The sequence below is a fragment of the Nonomuraea longispora genome (genome assembly GCF_004348345.1).
Classification (GTDB): Bacteria; Actinomycetota; Actinomycetes; order Streptosporangiales; family Streptosporangiaceae; genus Nonomuraea; species Nonomuraea longispora.
In genome coordinates this window covers 17,780-36,645 of record NZ_SMJZ01000049.1, presented here as the reverse complement: position 1 = coordinate 36,645, position 18,866 = coordinate 17,780, and the positions used below count along the sequence as shown (strand labels likewise).

20 protein-coding genes are annotated in these 18,866 nt (G+C 71.6%); 4 read left to right on the top strand and 16 right to left on the bottom strand.

Annotated elements, in window-relative coordinates; all coding sequences use genetic code 11:
* Positions 1-84: 84 nt before the first annotated feature.
* Both E1267_RS15395 and E1267_RS15390 read right to left on the bottom strand, forming a co-directional pair.
* Positions 85-1,086, bottom strand: coding sequence for an AraC family transcriptional regulator (locus tag E1267_RS15395; RefSeq protein WP_132333133.1), 1,002 nt, complete (start codon positions 1,084-1,086; stop codon positions 85-87).
* Between the two features lie 107 nt (positions 1,087-1,193).
* Positions 1,194-1,547, bottom strand: a complete 354-nt coding sequence (locus tag E1267_RS15390) for a reverse transcriptase domain-containing protein (RefSeq protein WP_246063902.1) — start codon at positions 1,545-1,547, stop codon at positions 1,194-1,196.
* Between the two features lie 401 nt (positions 1,548-1,948).
* Here E1267_RS15390 and E1267_RS46400 point away from each other — a divergent pair, with 401 nt between their 5' ends.
* On the top strand, positions 1,949-3,625 hold the full coding sequence (locus E1267_RS46400) for an alcohol dehydrogenase catalytic domain-containing protein (protein ID WP_246063900.1): 1,677 nt from the start codon (positions 1,949-1,951) through the stop codon (positions 3,623-3,625).
* On the opposite strand, the gene E1267_RS15375 is transcribed toward E1267_RS46400, so the two are convergent.
* Genes E1267_RS15375 through E1267_RS15365 form a run of 3 tightly spaced genes read right to left on the bottom strand, consistent with a single transcriptional unit; the run spans position 3,612 to position 7,471 of the window.
* A complete protein-coding gene (locus E1267_RS15375) occupies positions 3,612-5,576 on the bottom strand; it encodes an acetoacetate--CoA ligase (protein WP_132333132.1) in 1,965 nt (654 codons plus the stop codon). The two genes, E1267_RS46400 and E1267_RS15375, sit on opposite strands and share 14 nt — an antisense overlap.
* Positions 5,577-5,634: 58 nt before the next feature.
* Entirely contained in the window at positions 5,635-6,492 is an 858-nt protein-coding gene (locus E1267_RS15370; RefSeq protein WP_132333131.1) for a serine hydrolase, read from the bottom strand.
* A 49-nt stretch (positions 6,493-6,541) separates the two neighbouring features.
* Positions 6,542-7,471: a LysR family transcriptional regulator gene (locus tag E1267_RS15365; RefSeq protein WP_132333130.1), complete on the bottom strand. Its 930-nt coding sequence runs from the start codon at positions 7,469-7,471 to the stop codon at positions 6,542-6,544.
* A 503-nt stretch (positions 7,472-7,974) separates the two neighbouring features.
* Between E1267_RS15365 and E1267_RS15360 the strand changes: the two genes are divergently transcribed.
* Entirely contained in the window at positions 7,975-9,147 is a 1,173-nt protein-coding gene (locus E1267_RS15360; RefSeq protein WP_246063899.1) for a penicillin-binding transpeptidase domain-containing protein, read from the top strand.
* An 18-nt stretch (positions 9,148-9,165) separates the two neighbouring features.
* Here the strand turns inward: E1267_RS15360 and E1267_RS15355 are convergent, their stop codons facing one another.
* From E1267_RS15355 to E1267_RS15335, 5 genes are all read right to left on the bottom strand, one after another.
* Positions 9,166-9,873, bottom strand: a complete 708-nt coding sequence (locus E1267_RS15355) for an HAD family hydrolase (protein WP_132333129.1) — start codon at positions 9,871-9,873, stop codon at positions 9,166-9,168.
* A 165-nt stretch (positions 9,874-10,038) separates the two neighbouring features.
* Positions 10,039-10,665 (bottom strand): HAD family hydrolase, encoded by a 627-nt coding sequence (locus E1267_RS15350; protein WP_132333128.1) that lies wholly within the window; start codon positions 10,663-10,665, stop codon positions 10,039-10,041.
* Between the two features lie 87 nt (positions 10,666-10,752).
* The gene (locus E1267_RS15345; RefSeq protein ID WP_165959628.1) at positions 10,753-11,187 is read right to left on the bottom strand and encodes a DUF2690 domain-containing protein; all 435 of its coding nucleotides are present in this window, start codon (positions 11,185-11,187) and stop codon (positions 10,753-10,755) included.
* A 114-nt stretch (positions 11,188-11,301) separates the two neighbouring features.
* Positions 11,302-11,802, bottom strand: a complete 501-nt coding sequence (locus tag E1267_RS15340) for a DUF6912 family protein (RefSeq protein WP_132333126.1) — start codon at positions 11,800-11,802, stop codon at positions 11,302-11,304.
* Between the two features lie 129 nt (positions 11,803-11,931).
* Positions 11,932-12,591, bottom strand: a complete 660-nt coding sequence (locus E1267_RS15335) for an HAD family hydrolase (RefSeq protein ID WP_342774826.1) — start codon at positions 12,589-12,591, stop codon at positions 11,932-11,934.
* A gap of 44 nt (positions 12,592-12,635) precedes the next feature.
* On the opposite strand from E1267_RS15335, the gene E1267_RS45325 reads away from it, so the two are divergent.
* Entirely contained in the window at positions 12,636-12,830 is a 195-nt protein-coding gene (locus E1267_RS45325; protein WP_181957805.1) for a hypothetical protein, read from the top strand.
* Positions 12,831-12,846: 16 nt separating this feature from the next.
* On the opposite strand, the gene nagZ is transcribed toward E1267_RS45325, so the two are convergent.
* From nagZ to E1267_RS15300, 6 genes are all read right to left on the bottom strand, one after another.
* The gene (gene nagZ / locus E1267_RS15325; protein ID WP_246063896.1) at positions 12,847-14,121 is read right to left on the bottom strand and encodes a beta-N-acetylhexosaminidase; all 1,275 of its coding nucleotides are present in this window, start codon (positions 14,119-14,121) and stop codon (positions 12,847-12,849) included.
* Between the two features lie 64 nt (positions 14,122-14,185).
* The gene (gene ptsP, locus E1267_RS15320; protein WP_132333125.1) at positions 14,186-15,853 is read right to left on the bottom strand and encodes a phosphoenolpyruvate--protein phosphotransferase; all 1,668 of its coding nucleotides are present in this window, start codon (positions 15,851-15,853) and stop codon (positions 14,186-14,188) included.
* The gene (locus E1267_RS15315) at positions 15,850-16,110 is read right to left on the bottom strand and encodes an HPr family phosphocarrier protein (RefSeq protein WP_132333124.1); all 261 of its coding nucleotides are present in this window, start codon (positions 16,108-16,110) and stop codon (positions 15,850-15,852) included. Before E1267_RS15315 ends, ptsP begins: the two co-directional genes overlap by 4 nt.
* Positions 16,111-16,223: 113 nt before the next feature.
* On the bottom strand, positions 16,224-16,670 hold the full coding sequence (locus E1267_RS15310) for a PTS sugar transporter subunit IIA (protein WP_132333123.1): 447 nt from the start codon (positions 16,668-16,670) through the stop codon (positions 16,224-16,226).
* 10 nt (positions 16,671-16,680) lie between these two features.
* The gene (locus tag E1267_RS15305; protein WP_132333122.1) at positions 16,681-16,917 is read right to left on the bottom strand and encodes a PTS sugar transporter subunit IIB; all 237 of its coding nucleotides are present in this window, start codon (positions 16,915-16,917) and stop codon (positions 16,681-16,683) included.
* A 51-nt stretch (positions 16,918-16,968) separates the two neighbouring features.
* Positions 16,969-18,003 (bottom strand): SIS domain-containing protein, encoded by a 1,035-nt coding sequence (locus E1267_RS15300; RefSeq protein WP_132333121.1) that lies wholly within the window; start codon positions 18,001-18,003, stop codon positions 16,969-16,971.
* Positions 18,004-18,127: 124 nt separating this feature from the next.
* Between E1267_RS15300 and E1267_RS15295 the strand changes: the two genes are divergently transcribed.
* Positions 18,128-18,853, top strand: coding sequence for a GntR family transcriptional regulator (locus E1267_RS15295; RefSeq protein WP_132333120.1), 726 nt, complete (start codon positions 18,128-18,130; stop codon positions 18,851-18,853).
* The last annotated feature ends 13 nt before the right edge of the window (positions 18,854-18,866 follow it).

The window sequence follows — 18,866 nt, the reverse complement described above, 5'->3', positions numbered from 1 at the left end:
TTTAACGGGCGGCTGTCCGGAATCTAGGCGTTGTATCCAGCAAGCGTCAATGCCCTCATCCAAGGTATGACGGCATTGTGATTGCTACGTTTTAACCACGTCGCGAGCCTGGCCGAACACAGCCGGCCGCCGGTTCCGACCGGGTGGCGGCGCGAGCCGGGCGGCGGCCTCACGGCGATACCGGCCGGGCGACATGCCGTGCTCCCGCTTGAAGGCGTTGGCGAAGGCGTACTCCGAGCCGTAGCCGACCCGGGCGGCGATCTCCCCCAGCACCGCGTCCGACTCCCGCAGCAGCCGGGCGGCCGTGGCCAGGCGCCACCAGGTCAGGTAGGTGAGCGGCGGCTGTCCCACCAGCGCCGTGAACCGCCGGGCGAAGGCCGACCTCGACAGGCCCGCCCGCTCGCCCATCTCCTGGACGGTCCACGGACGCGCCGGATCCCGGTGCACGGCGTCGAGCACGGCGCTGATCCCCGGATCAGCCAGGGCCGCCGCCCAGCCGCCGACCTGGCAGCGCCCCGGCTCGGCGGCGAAGCAGGCCCGCAGGATGTAGAGCAGGAGCATGTCCAGGAGCGACGTCACGATCGTGTCGGCGCCCCCGCCCGGCCGCTGGACCTCCGTGCTCAGCAGGCCGATCGCGGCGCTCAACTCGGCGTCCCGGCCGAGCGCCCCCGGCAGGTGCACCAGGTCGGGCAGGTCGGCCAGGATGGGGTGGGCGCGGCTCACGTCGAACCGGTAACCACCGCACAGCAGCACCGTCGCCGCGCCCTCGCCGCCGAAAGAGTCCGCGGCGAACAGGCCGAGCTCATCCTCCAGCGGGTCGCACGCGGGCTCGGCCGGTGGGGTGGACACCGTGTCGGCCATGGCGTAGCCGTGCCCGCGCGGGGAGAAGAGCACGTCGCCCGCCGCCAGCGCGATCGGCTCGCCGTCCGGTGGGATCAGCCGGCCGGTCCCCTCCAGGACGACCTGGAACCCGGCCGAGCCGGGGACCGTCGGGAACCGCTGACCCCAGGGTGCGTGCCACGCGACGCGGGCCGCCCGGGGGCGCCCGGTGCGCATGAGCGCGAGCACGTCACTGAGCACGTCCATTGGTAGTCAGGGGCGCGGTGCCGTGAAGGCCCGGTTCCCCATCCCCCTTTCAATTCCGTACGTGCGGTTTTCCCGCATACGGCTTACCGATGATCTTCTTGACATGGTTACGCTGCCTTCGGATAGCGGATCGTGCCCCGCAGGCGATGCAGGCCGTGCCCGTTGAACCACTCCTCAGTCCATTGCGCCGTCTGACCGGCTCGCAGGTTACGTCCCCGCTTCTTGATCAACAGACGGCGCAGACGCCAGACCACGTAATCGTCGATCTGGAGGAACTTGCGAGAGGCGTTCCCGGTTCGGACCCGGCCCTCTCTGAGGTAAACGATCTTCGTCTTGTCCGGGTGCAGCCTCAGCCCCAGCGATGCGAGGATGTCCTCGACCGCGTACAGGACCGCTCTGGCCTGGGTTTCGCTGCGGCACAGGACGACACCGTCGTCGGCGTACCGCACCAACTCGCCCACACCACGCCTGGCCAACTCCATACCCCGGAAGAACCCGGCGGGCTGACCCCGGAACAGGGCCCACCAAGCATGGCCTTCGCCGGGACATGAGCGGCTCGGCTTCTCCGTTGTAACTCTGACGAGGCTGCAAGGTTCGCTCAACGCTACGGCCCGCGTGCTCGCTCCCTCCAAAGAGGCTCTTGACACCCGCTCAGCCCGCCATATCTCCACGACGAACCGGGGCCTGCTACCGGGCGCTCCGATGCTTACCCGGACGGGACTTTCACCCGCAGGCCTGGACCAGCTTCCAGGACGCAACATGGACCGGAGTCTAAGACGATGACGTATGAAATACGCGCTGATGACGCATTGGAAGTCTCGATGGGCGCTCCTACGGTTGCTGGCGACGAAAGGAACGTTCTATGGGTACGGTTCTGGTCACCGGGGCGACCGGCACGGTCGGCAGTCAGGTGGCGAAGCAGTTGCGGGCGGCAGGCGCCGAGGTCATCCCCCTGAGGAGGGGTCATGCGGGCGGCGACCTCGAAGACCCCGGGTCATTGCCTCTCGACGGGGTGGAGTCGGTGTTCCTGGTGTGGCCGTTCGCGACGGCCGAGGGTGCGCGGGCGGTGGTCGACGTGCTGACCGCACGTGCCCGCCGCGTGGTCTACCTCTCCTCGGCCGCGGTCCGCGAGCACGAACACGAGGTCGAGCGGCTGATCGAGGAGTCCGGGCTGGAGTGGACGTTCCTGCGCCCGCACGCCTTCGCGGCCAACACGCTGCGGTGGGCCAGGCAACTGCGGGCCGGGGTCGTGCGCGCGCCGTACGGCCGGGCCGCCATGGCCCCGGTGCACGAGCGGGACATCGCGGCGGTCGCCGTACGGGTGCTGCTGGAGGACGGCCACCACGGCGCCGCCTACGTGCTGACCGGCCCCGAGCAGATCACCCAGGCCGGCCAGGTGGACGTGCTCGCCGAGATCGCCGGATTCCCGGCGCGCTGGGAGGAGGTCCCGCCGGACCACGCCCGCGAGGAACTCCTGGCCGGAGGATGGCCCCCGCCCGCCGTGGACGAGGCCCTCCAGGCTCAGGCCGCCCTGGTGACCGCCCCGCTCCCGGTCACGCGGACCGTCGAGGAGGTCACGCGGAGCGCCGCCCGCACGTTCCGCGAGTGGGCCGCGGAGCACGCCACGGCTTTCCGCACCGCCCCCGTCCCTGACAGCACCATGCGCGCCGCCCGGATCCACGCGTTCGGCGGCCCATCGGTGATCCGGCACGACCGGATCCCGGTGCCGCGACCCGGCGCGGGAGAGGTGCTGATCGAGGTGGCGGCCACGTCCTTCAACCCGGCCGAGATCGGCCTGCGCTCCGGCCTGCTGACCGACGTCTTCGGTACGAGCCTGCCGCGCACCCTGGGCTGGGACGTCTCCGGAACCGTGGTCGAGACCGGCGCGGGGGTCACCGGCCTGACCCCGGGCGACCGCGTGTTCGGCCAGGTGGACGGCGCCGCGGCCGAGTACGTGACCGCGCCCGCGAACATGCTGGCCAGAGCCCCGCAGAGCATCCCGCTCGCCCACGCGGCCACCATCCCGGTGGCCGGGCTCACCGCCTGGCAGGCGGTCCACGAGCACGCCCGCATCACCAGGGGACAGCGCGTGCTGATCAACGGCGCGGGCGGCGGCGTCGGCATGTTCGCCGTCCAGCTCGCCCGGCTGGCGGGCGCGGTCGTGACGGCCACGGCGAGCCCGCGCAGCGCGGCGGCGGTCAGGGGATACGGTGCCGACGAGGTGATCGACTACACCGCCACGCCGCTGCCCGACGACCTGGACGTGCTGCTGAACCTGGCCGCCGTCCCCGCGCGGGACGCCGAGGCGCTGGCCCGGCCAGGCCGCACGGTGGTCACGATCGCCACCCCGATCGAGGGCGGCACGCACTTCGTGACCCGCAACGACCCCGGTCAGCTGACTCGGTTGGCGGCCCTGGTGGACCGGGGAGATCTGGTCGCCGTCCCGTCCGAGTGCCACCCGCCGGCGGCGCTGGCGGAGATCCACCGCAGGGCGGAGTCGGGGCGCACGCGCGGGAAGATCGTCATCACACCGGTCTGAAGTGGCTCAGCACCTCGGGGTTGGCCATGGCGTCGGGGTTGGCCGCCTGCTCGACGGGGGTGCCGAGCAGGATCTTGCGGACGGGCACCTCCAGCTTCTTCCCCGACAGCGTGCGCGGGATGCCGGGCACGGCGTGGATCTCGTTGGGCACGTGGCGCGGCGACAACTCGGTGCGCAGCGCGTCGCAGAGGGCCCGCTGGAGCGGCTCGGTGAGCTCGGCCCCTTCGGCGAGCGTGACGTACAGCAGGAGCCGCCCCTCCTGGCCGAGCTGGCCCGTGTCGATCACGAGGCTGTCGGCGATCTCCTCGAACCGCTCGACGACCCGGTAGAACTCGCTGGTGCCCATACGGACGCCGCCGCGGTTGAGCGTCGAGTCGGAGCGGCCGTAGATGACGCAGCTGCCGTCCTCGTTGATCTTGATCCAGTCGCCGTGCCGCCACACGCCGGGATAGACGTCGAAGTAGCTGCCGAAATAGCGTTCGCCCGACGGGTCGTTCCAGAACATCACCGGCATCGACGGCATCGGCCTGGTCACGACCAGCTCGCCCACCTCGCCGGTGACCGGCTCGCCCGCGGGGTCGTACGACTCCACCTTCGCCCCCAGCGACCGGCACGGGATGATGCCGGCCCTGACCGGGTGGAGCATGGTGGCCCCGACGAAGCCCGTGCAGACGTCGGTGCCGCCGGAGAACGACCCGAGCGGGACGCCCGGCAGCTCGGCGGCCAGCCACGCGAACCCCTCGGGAGGCAGCGGGGAGCCGGTCGAGCCGACGCCGCGCAGCTTCTCCAGCCCCTCCGGGCGCAGGCCGGCCTTCAGCGAGGCCATGATGTAGGGGGCGCCGACCCCGAAATAGGTCACGTCCTCCGAGTCGGCGATGCGCCACAGCGCCGCCGGCGACGGATGGGTGGCCGAACCGTCGTAGAGCACCGGCGTGGCCCCCACCAGCAGGGCGCCGATGAGGTAGTTCCACATCATCCAGCCCGTGGTCGTGTACCAGAAGAACACGTCGCCCTCGCCCACGTCCTGGTGGAAGGTGAGCGACTTGAGGTGCTCCAGCACGACGCCGCCGTGGCCGTGCACGATCGGCTTGGGCAACCCGGTGGTGCCGCTGGAGTAGAGGATCCACAGCGGATGGTCGAAGGGCAGCCGCTCGAACTCCAGCGGTCCCTGCTCGGCCCGCAGCCCCTCCCAGCCGATGACCTCGCCGTGCGGCGGCTCCGTGGCGTGCGGGGAGGCCGGCTCGGCCCGCTGCGGCGCGCGACCCTCCCCGGCCGCCGCCAGGTAGGGGATCCACACGGTCGCGCGCAGCGACGGCAGCGCGGCGGCGATCTCGTTGACGGCCGCGGAACGGTCGTAACTCTTGCCGTTGTAGTGGTAGCCGTCGACCGCGATGAGCACCTTGGGCTCGATCTGCGTGAACCGGTCGACGACGCTCGGGACGCCGAAGTCGGGCGAGCCCGCCGACCAGATCGCGCCCAGCGAGGCGGTGGCCAGGAAGGCGATGAGGGCCTGCGGGATGTTGGGCACGTAGGCGGCCACCCGGTCACCGCGCCCCACTCCGAGGCGGCGCAGCCCCGTGCGCACGCGGGCCACCTCTTCGCGCAGCTCGGCGTGGGTCATCTCCTGGCGGGCGCCGTCTTCCGAGACGAACACCAGGGCTGCGCCCCCGTCTCGCGGGCGCAGCGCGTTCTCGGCGTAGTTGAGCGAGCTGCCGGCGAACCACGTGACGCCGGGCATGGTGCCGGACACCACGGGCCCGTCGCCGCGCTCGCCGATCACGTCGAAGTAGTCCCAGATCGACGTCCAGAACTCCTCGGGGTGGTCGACGGACCACCGCCAGGCGTCCTCGTAGGCGGCAGGCCGGCCCAGCCACTCCAGGTAGCGGCTCAGCCTGGCCGATGCGACGACCTCTTCACTCGGCTCCCAGACAAGCTCGCCCTCAGCAACCATGTGTCCCATCCTGTCGCTTGATCAACGGAAAGTCATACCCGGACTTCCCCACAAGTTGCTACCTCCGTAGGTGGTCCACCGCCATACGCGCCGCCGTGCCGATCACCGCGTCGGCGCGCGGCTGGTTGAGCGCGGTGCTGAAGGAACGGGTGAACACGGCCACCGCGTAGCGCCTGCCGTCGGGATATTCGACGACGCCCGACTCGGTGCGCAACGTCGGGGCCGTGCCGGTCTTGCCGCTGACGGCCACGTCGTCGTACGGGAAGCCGGAGGCCAGCCGGTGCGGCCAGACCTGTTTGTTGAGCGCCGCCCGCATCCAGGCGCACGACTCGGCCGAGGCCGCCTCGTCCCGCCAGATCATCCCGAACAGCGCGGACATCTCGCGCGGGGTGCTCCGGTTGGTCCGCTCGGGGTCGAGCGCGCGCAGACGGGCGACGTCGTCGGGGTCGACGAACGGCCACGGGTGGCCGGCGTCCTCCCGCATGCTGTCGTTGAACTCCTGGCAACTCTGCAGCACGCGCGTGCCGTGCAGCCCCAGCGCGGCCAGCATCGTGTTGACGGCCTCGCGCCCGACCCTGGCCAGCAGCACGTCGGCGGAGCCGTTGTCGCTCACCGCGATCATCAGGTACGCCAGGTCGCGCAGCGAGAGCGTCACCTCGTCCAGCATGGCCGAGATGCCCGTCGGCCCGGACGAGCGGCCGGCCGCGGGCACGGTCACCCGGTCGGAGGGGTCGAGCAGCCCGGCGTCGGCCTGCCGGCAGAACTCGACCAGCAGCGGCACCTTGAACATCGACGCCGTCGGCAGCGGCACGTCGGCCCCGTGGCCGACCTCGCGCCCCGAGTCGATGTCGGCGGCGTGCAGCCAGCCCCTCACGCCGGCCGTGCTGAACAGCGTGTCGAAGTCGGGGGCGCTCATGTGCCCTCCCCAGCAGGCCGCCCGCGCGCGTGCCGGTCCGTGCGCCCGCTCATGCCAGCATCCCCGGCCTGCGGCTGATCCGCCGTGCGGGTACGGCTCCCTCGTCCGTCATCCCCGCTCTCTCCTTCAGTGTCCGTACGGCCACGGCGGAGAAGTCGCCGATCACCTCGTTGACGGACGCCGTCGCCACGCGCCAGGCCGTGGAGACCCGGGACATGATCGGCGAGCCTAGCAGCGGCCGCCAGGCCAGCCCCGGCAGCTCCGCCTTCGGCCCGAACGCCACCGCCGCCCCGGCCAGGACCAGCCCGAGCCCGGCTCCTTGGTGCACCTGCGTGGGGACGAAGCCGTGGCGCCGGCATTCCGACAACACCTGGGCGTGCAGCCCCGGCTCACCCTCCTTGGGCGGCATCAGCAGCTCGCGTCCCGCCAGGTCGGCCAGGTGCACCTCGCCGACGGCGGTCAGCGGGTCGTCCTCGGCCAGCAGCACGCCCTGCGCCTGCACCAGGATCCGGCCGTACTCCAGGCCGGGCGCCGAGACGGGGTGGCGGACCAGGCCGACGTCGATCGTGCCCTCCGCCAGCGCCGTCACCTGGTCGGCGGTCCAGATCTCGGCGGGCGCGAGGCGAACTTCCGGCTTGATCTCGCGGAAGCCGGCGACGAGCGCGGCGATCGCGGCAGGAGCCAGGTCGGGCGGCACGCCGACCTTGAGCACCGTACCCTGGCCCTGCCTGGCCAGCTCGTGCAGCCGGTCGACCCTGGCCACGATCTCGCGGGCCTCGCCCAGCAGCAGTCTGCCCGCGTCGGTGAGCCTGACCTGGCGGGCCGAGCGGTCGAACAGCCGCACGCCGAGCTCCTCCTCCAGGCGCTTGATGCGCTGGCTGAGCGGCGGCTGCGCCATGCCGAGCCGGATCGCGGCGTTGCCGAAGTGCAGTTCCTCCGCGACCACGGTGAAGTAGCGGAGGTGCCGGACGAGGTCCATGAACAGCAAATATATCCAGATTTATATCATTAAAGCGGCCATATCAGTATTGGACACCCATGCTTCTGCTCTGGTGTCCTCTCCGTCATGGCACCACAAACGGGGACAAACTATGCATACCTCCGGCCCGAACACCCGCCGCGGCGGCGCGGGCGGCGATGGTCGTGGATCGTCGCGGGACTGCTCGTCCCGGTCGTCGTGGCCGGCGGCGTCATCTGGGCGCTGCGCACGCAGGGTTCGCCGGAGCAGGCGGCCGACGAATACCTCGCCGCCTGGTCCGGCCAGGACTACGCGGCGATGCGGGACCTGGTCGCCGACCCGCCCGCCGACTTCGAGCGCCGGCACCGGCGCTTCCTCGCGGACCTCAAGGCCACCCGGGCCGGCTTCCACCGTACCGAGCCGTCAGGCGACGGCCCCGTCGGCTTCGTCGCGACGCTGACGGGGAACACGACTGGCGCTACAGCGGACAGCTCAAGCTGGTCGAGAGCGGCCGTACCTGGAAAGTGGCCTGGAGCCCCGCGACCCTGCACCCCCTGCTGCAGGAGGGTCGCTCGCTGCGGGTCATCACCGAGCAGGCCGACCCGCCCCGGGTCGTGGCCGCCGACGGCACCACGGTCAGCACCCCGGACGCGCCCGGCTCCGTGCAGCAGCTCGTCGAGGGCATCAAGCAGACCCTTCCCGACCGCTTCGCAACGCCGCGCCGCTCCAGAATCGACCTGTACGAAGGCGGCAAGGTCCTCAGAACCGTCGTGAAACCCGAGCGCGACCGGCCGCTGCGGACCACGATCGACCTGAAGGTGCACCAGGCCGCCGCCCGGGCGCTCGAAGGCGTGTCCAAGCCCCGCTCGCTGGTGGCGCTGCGGGCCTCGACCGGGGACATCCTCGCGGCGGTCAACGCGCCCGGCGGGTTCAACCGGGCGCTGCTCGGCAAATATCCGCCGGGCTCGACCTTCAAGGTCGTGACGGCCTCCGCACTGGTCGCCGACGGGACCGAGCCGGCCCAGCGGGTCGCCTGCCCCGCGGAGCGGAACATCGGCGGCTTCCCCTTCCACAACGCGGGCTACGAGGACTTCGGCACGCTGTCGTTCCGTGACGCGTTCGCGCATTCGTGCAACACCACGTTCGGCGAACTGGCCGTGGCCGAGCTGGACGGCGGCCGGCTGGGCGAGGTCGCCGGGAGCTTCGGCTTCGGCGCCCCGATCACGCCCGGCGCGCCCGCCGTACGGGCGGAGTTCCCCGACCCGAAGGACGACACCGACCTCGCATCCGCCGCCATCGGGCAGGGCAGGGTGCTGGCGAGCCCGCTGAACATGGCGTCCGTCGCCGCGGCCATCGCCTCCGGCGCGTACATCCCGCCCACGCTCGTCAAGGACGAGCGCATCCCCGGCGCGCAGCCGTCCCGGCCGCGCCCGCTGGAGAAGGGGGTGGTGGCGGCGCTGCGCGACCTCATGCCCGCCGTCGTCACCGACGGCACCGCCAACGCCGTACGGTTCCCGCCCGGCACGGCCGGCAAGACCGGCACCGCGGAGTACGGCTCCGGCAAGGAACCGCCCGCGCACTCCTGGTTCATCGGCTACAAGGGTGACCTGGCGTTCGCGGTGGTCGTCGAGGGGGGCGGGGCCGGCTCCGCGGTGGCGGCCCCGATCGCGGCCCGCTTCCTCAGCGCCCTGCCCTGAACCCGGCCACGGTGGAGGTCAGCCGGCCTTGCGGTCGACGGGAGACGTGAGGCCGGCAACCGCGGCCACCACCTCCGAGGCGTTGGACAGGTCGGGCAGCACGATGTCGGCGCCCGCCTCACGCAGCTCGGCCGCCATCGACCGCCCGGAGGCGACCCCGATCATGGCGGCACCGCCGATCTTGGCGGCCTGCACGTCACGGGTGGAGTCGCCGATCACCACGGTGTTGGCCGCGGTGAACGGCGTGCCGAGGCGCTGCTTGGCCCGCGACTGCGCGACCTGCAGCAGCGTCGCCTTGGGGTAGACCTCCTCGCCGTAGCCGCCGAGCTCGAAGTCGACGTACTTGTCCAGCCCGAACGCCCTGAGCTTGTGCACGGCGTTGCTCTTGATCGTGCCCGTCAGCACCGTCTGCACCACGCCGTCGAGCTTGGACACCGACTTGAGCGCGTCTTTCGCCCCGGACATCATCCGGCCTTCCTTGGCCAGCCGCCCGCGCCGGTCGGCGAACGCCGTGGCCAGCGCCGCGAGGAACTTGGGCAGGTGGGCGTCCTCGGCCTGGACGCCGTTGACGGCCAGCGTCTCGAAGACGATCTCGGAGTCGGGGCGGCCCAGCGGGGGAACGAGCTTGATCAGCGGTCGCCCGGTCACGAGGCGGAACGCCTCGGCGTAGGCATCCCTGGTCACGATGGCGACGTCGACCAGCGTCAGGTCGACGTTCCAGAGCACAAGACGGTTGATGGCGGGCCTCCTGAGGGGGGTGATCCATGCCAGGGTACGGTCGCCGGGGGGCTCAAGGCCCGCGCCTGCGCGAATTTCGCATGGCCGGAGCCCTGCCGGAGCCCTGCCGGAGCCCTGCCGGAGCCCTGCCGGAGCCCCGCCGGAGCGCTCGTTCTACGCGTGGTCGAGGGCGTCGGCGAGGGTGTCGACGACCGGCAGGCCGGTGCTTTCGAGCTCGGCCCTGGTCGTCATGCCGCCGGTGTAGAGCACCGCCCTGGCCCCCACGTGCTTGGCGGCGAGCCCGTCGTCCACGCTGTCGCCGATCACCAGGATCTCGCCCGGGTCGATGCCGAGCGCCGCGATGTGCGCGGTCATGTGGGCGGCCTTCTCGCCGCCGGTCATGCCGAGCAGCCCGTCGATCCTGGTGAAGTGCCGGGTGATGCCGAACGAGTCGACCTTGGGCACGAGGTGGGCGTGCGGCGCCATGGAGCAGAGCGACTGGGTGCCCGTCCAGCTGGAGAGCACCACCTCCGCGCCTGCGGCCAACTGGCAGCTGTCGCACAGCCGGTTGTAGTGCTGGTGGAAGCCCTCGTCGAGCAGTTGCCACTCGCCCTCGGTCAGCGGGCGGCCGAGCAGGCGTTCGTAGGCGAGCCAGATCGGGCGGGTGTAGACCGCGCGGAAACCGTCGGCGGTCATCACGGGAAGGTCGTAGGGCTTGAAGACTTCGTTGGTGGCCTCGACCACGGCATCGAGATCGTGGAAGAGGGTGCCGTTCCAATCCCACACAATGTGCTTTGTCATGTCATGACCAGCGTAGTGGGCTGGTGTGACATTCCGGGAAACGCCCGGAGGCCGTGGCCGTCAGGCCACGGCCTCCTCTCGCGTGCCTCAGCGGCAGGCCTGGCCGGTGGTGCCGGAACCGTTCTGGCCGCCCCGGCCGCCGCCCCACTTCACGCTGGCGCTGCCCCAGGCGCACATGTTGTTCGCCCAGATCATGTCGCCCCAGTGGCGGCCCCCGTTGCCGGCCTTGTAGGTGAACGAGTCGGAGCGTCCGTCTCTGGCGTAGACGCTGATGGTGCCGCTCATGGTCGTGCCGACCTTGATCTCGGTCCAGTTGGTCTTGCACTTGCCGGACCACATCAGCTTGATGGTCCCCACGGTGCCGTTGGCGCGGCTCTTGATCTTCGCGGACTTCACCACGCGGGCCGAGTTACCGCAGCCCGACTTGTAGGGGTCCTGGTGGTCGTACGGCTTGGCCTGGGCGTTCGCGGGAGAGCCTGCGAAGAGGGCCGCCGCCGTTACCGCCCCCGTAACGACAGCCACAACTCGAAGCTTCACGGTGAACCGACTCCTTCGGGTAAAGAACAGTGCTGGGGCGGGACACTAGCGAGTAAAGTCACGGTCCGGTCATGGAGTGTGATGGACGTAACGTCACCGTTACGTACCGAGAAGGTCGGGGATCTCCTGGGTCGCGTACCACATGAGCTCGTGGGCCTCGGCGCCGTCCACGGTGAACTTCGCGTCGTCGTCGCCCGCGTCGGAGGCCGGCAGCGCGGCGATCGCGGCCTCGACGTCGGCCACCGCGTCGTGGTCGTCGACGTGCACGGCGGCCACCTTGGCCAGCGGGACCGGCTCGGCGAGACGCACCCTGCCCCGTTCCTCGATCCCGACACCCGCGGAGACCTCGCGGTCGGGCACCTCGACGGCCACCACGACACGCCGCGGCGGGGCCTCGCCGCCTGCGGCGGCCAGCAGCCGCAGGGAGGCGCGGGCCGCCTCGGTGAGCGCGACGTATTCGAGCTCCTCCGTGTCGCCCGAGGCGTACCACTCGGTCAGCGCGGGGGTCACCGCGTAGCCGGTCAACGGGGCCGGGCCCATCTCTCCCGCCTTGACCGCGGCGGCCAGGGCAGGGAGAGTGCACGGCAGATACACGCGCATGACGTACCTTTCCACGCTTCGCCAGGGCTCGGCCATGAGGAAACCCGAGCCACCAGACCGACACCTTACTGATGGGCGACCCGCTCATCGGCCATGACCGTCGATCCCGCCCGGCCGTGACCGGCCGGGTCAGGCCCGGCGCAGCGTGAGGCGCAGGAGGGTCTCCAGCTCCGCGATCGTGGTGTCCGCGTCGCGGTGGTGGATGCCGGCGATGCCGATGGCGCGGGCGGCCAGGATGTTGGCCTCGATGTCGTCGATGAACACGCAGTCCTCGCCGGCGAGCCCGATCCGGTCGAGGGCGTGGTGGAAGATGCGCGGCTCGGGTTTGCGCATGCCGACCTCGCCGGAGATCACGACCGCGTCGAACAGCACGTCCCAGCCGTCGCGGGGGTACGCGTTCCCCCAGGAGTTGGAGAGCAGGCATGTTTTAAGGCCATTTTTCCGCACATCGCGGAGCATGTCGTACATCGCCTCGACCCGCTCGAACCCCGCGAACATCCGTTCCAGCAGCCCCTCCGCCACCGGCGGCACTCCGTCGAGCGTGAGCAGCCGCGCCGCGAGGTCGCGCTCGAAGGCGGAACCGTCGAGCTCGCCGCGTTCGAGCGCATGGACCGTGTTCTCGCCGCCGCCGTCGCGGTAGGCGTGCTCGATCATCTCCCGCATCACGACGTAGTAGTGGTCGGCGTCGATCCGGTCCTCGCGGATCCACCTGCCGATGGAGTCGGACATGCTCGTCGTGAGCACCCCGCCCCAGTCGATCAGCACACCCGTGACCACGACCACCTCCATGCTCGAACTTCGTTCCAGAATAGGGCGTCCCCCGGCGCACATCCATGAGCACCACGTCCGGCGAGCACGCGCCGCAGACCCGCGACCCGCTGCCGCCGCGTGCCGGGTTCGCCGTGTCGTGCGGCTACACGGCCGCCGCCCTGCCGCTCACCCCGTGGGCGGGGCTCGGCGTGCCGGCCGCGTGGGCGGCGGGCGCGCTCCCGACCGGATGGCCGCTGCTGGTCCGGCGCGACGCCTGAACCAGGAGCACGTGGCTCAGTCGCCCGAGACGCGGGCGGCCAGCTTGCGGTGCTCGGAGGAGCGCAGCACCCTGGCCGCCTCCTCGGCGGAGGCGACGGGAGCCTCGGCCAGCAGCCCCTTCGACTGCTTGAGCGTGAGCAGCCTGGTGACCGACTGGTCGAGCCGCTGCTCGGAGATGCGGCCCGACTTCACCGCCGCCAGCACCGCCCGGTGGGCCTTGGGCAGGTCGTTGGGCATGAGCAGCAGGTCGGCGCCGGCCAGCACGGCGCGCACCGCCACCTCCCCGTCGTCGTATTTCGTGCGGGCCCCGCCCATGTTGAGCGCGTCGGTGGAGATCACGCCCTTGAAGCCGAGTTTCTCCCGCAGCAGGCCGGTCAGGATGGGCTTGGACAACGTCGCCGGATCCCCTGACGGGTCGAGCTTCGGGAAGACGATGTGGGCGCTCATCACGGCGTCCACGCCCGCGGCGATCGCGGCCCTGAACGGCGGCGCGTCGATCCGCTCCCATTCGGCCCTCGTGTGCTTGATCACGGGCAGCCCGGTGTGGCTGTCGACGCTCGTGTCGCCGTGGCCCGGGAAGTGTTTGGCCGTGGCGGCGACCTTCGCGTCGTCGAAGCCCTTGACCGCCTCCGAGACCATCCTGGCCACCTTCTTCGGGTCGTCGCCGAAGGCCCGCGGTCCGATCACGGGGTTGCGCGGGTTGACGTTGACGTCGGCGACGGGGGCGAAGTCGAGGTTGACGCCGAGCGCACGCAGCTCCTTGCCGGTGGCCGCGGCCACGGCCCGCGACAACGACGGGTCCTTCGTCGCGCCGATCTGCCCCGCGCCGGGGAAGTCGGTCATGAGCGTGGACATCCGCGCCACCAGGCCGTTCTCCTGGTCGGTCGCGACCAGCAGCGGGACGCCCCTCGCCGCGCGCTGCATGCCGTTGGTGAGGTCGACGACCTGGCCGGCGCTCCTGACGTTCTGCGGGAAGAGGATCACGCCGCCCAGGCGGTATTTCCTGATCACCTTGGCCGGGGTCCCGGCGCCGTAGCGGGCTTGGTTCTCCCCCGACTCCGAGGAGGCCGAGGTGCCGTAGAGGACGGGCATGAACAGCTGGCCCACCTTCTCCTCGACGCTCATCCCGGCCAGCGCGCTCTCGACGGGGTCGGGAGGCGTGCTCTGCGGGGCGGAACGCGTGGGCGGCGCCGCCTTGCTCCCGGTCGGCGTCGCCGGCGTCGTACCGCCCGAACCACCGCCACCGGCGCACGCGGCCAGCATGATCGTCAGGAGGCCCGCCGTTGCCAAGCGTCGAGGGGAGTGAGGCATGCCTCCCAAGGTATCCGTCCGACGACCCGGCAGGGCCCCCTCTTCAGAGCCCCAGCCGGGCGAGTTCGGGAAGGTGCACGCGGGCCGCCGCACGCGCGGCGCCCGCCGTCGTCTGCTCCCGCGCCGCCTCGGCCGCGAACGTGCACTGCTGCAGCGTGTGCGCGGCCAGCCCGGCGCGTACGGCGGGCAGCGCCGCCGCCCCCATGGACAACGTCGTCGCCCCCAGCCCGACGAGTACGCACGCCAGCGCCGGGTCGGCGGCCGACTCCCCGCAGATCCCGCACGGTTTGCCGGCGTCGCCGGCGGCGCGGGCGGCCATCGCGACCAGATCGAGCAGCGCGGGCTGCCACGGGTCGTGCAGCGCGCTCACGGCCCCGAGCTGGCGGTCGGCGGCGTAGGCGTACTGCGACAGATCGTTCGTGCCGACGGAGACGAAGTCCACGGGCGCGAGCAGGTCCCTGGCCCGCAGCGCGGCGGACGGGATCTCGATCATCACGCCCACAACGCGCAGCCCCTTGGCCCGGCACTGCTGCGCGAACCACCGGCTCTCCTCGGCCGTGGCGACCATGGGCGCCATCACCATGAGGTCGTCGGTCGCGATCTCGGCCAGCGCGCCGAGCTGCGCCTCCATCACCTCGGGGAACTTGCGGAACGTACGCAGCCCGCGCTCGCCCAGCGCCGGGTTGGGCTCGGCGGAGGAGGGCAGGAACGCCAGCGGTTTGTCCGCGCCGCTGTCGAGTGTCCTGACGACGACCTTGCCGCCGGGGAACGCCTCGAGCGCCGCCTGGTAGGCGCGTCGCTGCTCCTCGGCGGCCGGCGCCTCGGTGCGGTCGAGGAAGAGGAACTCGGTCCGGTAGAGCCCGACGCCCTCGGCCCCCGCCTCGCGGGCGGCGGCGAGGTCGGCCGGGCTGCCGATGTTGGCGAGCAGCGGGACGAGATGGCCGTCGGCGGTCCGGCCGGGGCCCTGCGCCTCGGCCACCGCCGCCTGCCTGGCCGTGGCGGCGCCGACGGCGTCGGCCACGTCGGACTCGGCCGGTTCCAGGCGCACCTCGCCCGAGGCGCCGTCGGCCATCACCCGCACGCCCGGCCGGATGGTGGTCGCGCCCGGACAGGCCACCACGGCGGGCACGCCCATCGCCCTGGCGATGATCGCGGTGTGGCTGGTGGGGCCGCCCTCCTCGGTGACGAACGCGGCGACGTCGCCCCTGGACAGCAGCGCCGTGTCGGCGGGCGCGAGGTCCCTGGCGACCAGCACGTACGGCTCCGCCGTCGCGGCCGGCAGGCCCGGCATCGCGTGCCCGTAGAGGAGGGCGACCACGCGGTCCCTGATGTCGTCCAGGTCGGCGGCCCGCTCGCCCAGGTATCCACCCGAGCCGGCCAGCACGTCGCGATATTTCGTGAAAGCTTCGTAGATCGCCCGAGGCGCGGCCAGCCCGCGGTCGATCAGCGAGCGCACCTTCACGACCAGGCCGGGGTCCTCGGCCATCAACGCCTGAGCTTTGAGGATCTCCTCGGCCTCGCCGCCGGCCTGGTTGCCGCGGGCCTCCAGCTCGCCCGCGACCCTGGTGAGCGCGGCCATCGCGCGCTCCTTCTCCTGCTCCGCCTCACCGGTGTAGGTGGCGCCCTCGGGGGGTTCGGGCACGGAGGCGGTCAGTACGTACGCGGGGCCGTGCCCGATGCCCGGGCTGACTCCCACCCCCCGCAGATTCATGGCTTTCCGGCGATCTCTGCCAGCTCGTCGAGCACCTCTTCCGAGCCCTCGCCCTCCGCGGAGATCACGACGGTTTCGCCCTGGCGGACGTCGAGCCCCATGATCGCGAGAATGCTCTTGGCGTTGACGGCATCACCGCCGTGGGCCTTCGCCACCGTGATGTCCATCGGAGCCTGTTTGGCCCGCTGCACGAACGTCGCCGCGGGCCGGGCGTGCAGCCCCACCTCCGCCGCCACGGTGACCTTGCGCTCGCCCATCTGCTTCTTCCTCCTTCTCGGCCGGTCCGGGCCGGCCGGACCCGGGATCGAACGGCGCCCGCCGACCGGGGTCGGATCGGCGGCATGCCTATTGTGACGCCTTGGCAGCGGGTCTATTCCCATATGAACAGCTCGTCCCCTGCATGTACCCTGCCCTGCGCCACCCCGGTCACCGCTTCGGAGAGCGCGTCGAGCGCGACCACCGGGCAGACCGGTGAGCGCCCGCCCGCCTCGACGGCCGACGGGTCCCACGCCACCACCGCCTGGCCGGCGCGCACCCTGTCGCCCTCGGTCGCCAGCAGCCGGAACCCCTCGCCTTTCAGCTGGACCGTGTCGATGCCCAGGTGCACCAGCACGCCTCTGCCGTCGTCCCCCACGATGACGTACGCATGCGGATGCAGCTTCATGATTTTTCCCGCTATGGGAGCCACGGCCTCCCCCGGCCCTCTCAGCGGATCGATCGCCGATCCCGGCCCCACCATGCCCGCGGAGAACACCGGATCGGGCACCGCGGCCAACCCCACGGCCGCCCCCTCGACCGGGGCGAGAACAGTCGTCATGACCTCGCCCTCAGCCGATGATGTCCTCGATGTCGCTGGCGATCGTGTCCGCCTCCGGCCCGACGACGACTTGGACCACGTTGCCCGCGGCCATCACGCCGTGCGCGCCGGCCGCCTTGAGCGCCGCCTGGTCGACCATGGACGCGTCACGCACCTCTGTGCGCAATCGGGTGATGCAGGGCTCGATCTCGAGGATGTTCCCGGCACCGCCGAGCGCCGCGATGAGCGCGTTGACGTCAGCCGCCATCAGGTCCTCCCTTGCGCTAACACTGTGACCAGGCTAGACGACGCTGTGTGATCAGTCGGTCTGGGTGACCTTGTTCAGGCCGCGCGGCGCATCGGGGTCGATGCCGAGCCTGCGGGCGAGTGCCTCGGTGAGCAGCTGCCCCGGCACGATCAGGCCCATGGGCGCGACCCATTCGGGCAGGTCGGGACCGTTGAGCGCGGCCGTGCCCGCCCGTGCGAGCGCCTCGCCGCCCCCGATCGTGTACGCCGCGGCCCCCGCGGCAACCACCCGCTCGGCCAGCGCGACCGTACCGGACAGGGTCGGGCTGTTCTCGGAGGCGACCAGCAGCGCGGGGGTGTCGGCGTCGACCACGGCGATGGGCCCGTGCAGCAGGTCGGCGTACGACAGGCCCATGGCGTGCAGGTAGCAGGCCTCCTTGAGCTTGAGCGCGGTCTCCAGCGCCGTGGAGAACGCCAGCCCGCGCCCCGACACCACCACGCCCGGCTTGTCCACCAGCCCGTCGACCAGGGCGTCGAGGTCGCCGGGTGCGGCGATGAGCTTCTCCACGGCCTCGGGCACCCGCCGCAGCTCCGCCACGTCCACGTCGGCGCCCAGCCCCAGCGCCAGCACGGCGAGCGCGGCCAGCTGCGTGGTGTAGGTCTTGGTCGCCGGCACGGCCTCCTCCTCGCCGGCCACCGTGCACAGGGCCACGTCGGCGGCCTGGGCCAGCGGGCTGTCCGCGCCGCCGTTGGTGACGCCGACCGTCCTCGCGCCGCAGTCCTTCGCCCAGGCCAGCGTCTCGACGATCTCCTCCGTCCGCCCCGACTGCGAGATGGCCACGGCCAGCACGCCGTCGAGGTCGAGCCTGCGCTTGTACGTCGTCGCGATCGACGGCGCGGCCAGCGCCGACAGGCGGCCCGCGTGCGACTCGACGAGGTAGCGCCCGTACACCGCCGCGTTGTCGGAGGTGCCCCGCGCGATGAACAACAACTGCCGGGCCTGTGCGCCCACCGCGCGCACCTCGTCGACCCGCGGGAGCAGCGAGTCCAGCGTGTCCCGCAGCGCGGCCGGCTGCTCGGCGATCTCGCGGCGCATCTTCGTGGTCATCTCGGGCTCATCCCTCGTATCCGTGGGGCTTAGACTTGACCGTCTTTCGCGACATGTGGTCTAGTCCGGACTAGACCAGTACGAACCATAGCTCATTGCCCTGGTCAGTTCGAGAGGAGGATCCGTGGCGCACATCGATCCGGACAGCCCGGTGCCCAAGTACTTCCAGCTTCGCGAGATCCTGCTGGACCTCATCGACAGCGACGAACTCAGCATCGGCGCCGCCATTCCCTCCGAGCGCGAGCTCTGCCAGCGCTTCGGCCTGTCCAGGATGACCGTACGGCAGGCGGTCGACCACCTCGTCTCCGAGGGACGCCTGCACCGCGTCCCCGGCAAGGGCACATTCGTGGCCAGACCCAAGATCGAGCTGGCGCTGCAGCTGACCTCGTTCACCGACGACATGCGGGCCCGCGGCATGATCCCCGGCTCGCGCGACCTCGACAGAAGGATCGTGCGGGCCAGCGCCCACCTGGCCAAGGAGCTGGGCATTCAGCCGGGCGAGGAGGTGCACTTCATCGAGCGCCTGCGCACGGCCGACGGTGAGCCGCTGTCCATCGAGCGGGCGCACATCCCGGTGAAGCTCGCCCCTGGTCTGGCCGACCTCGATTTGTCGGATAAATCACTGTATGAGCTACTGGAGGGCCGCTACGGTCTCGTCATGGACGCCGGCGAGCTCACCATCGACGGCGGCATCGCCGACCCGAGCGACGCCGACCTGCTGAAGCTGCCGCGCGGCGGCGCCGTGCTGCTGCTCCAGCGCAGGTCGTTCGCCGGTGGCGTCTGCGCGGAGCTGGGCGTGTCCACCTACCGTGCCGACCGCTACCAGTTGCGCACCGTACTCGAGCCCTGAGGGCCGGCTCCCA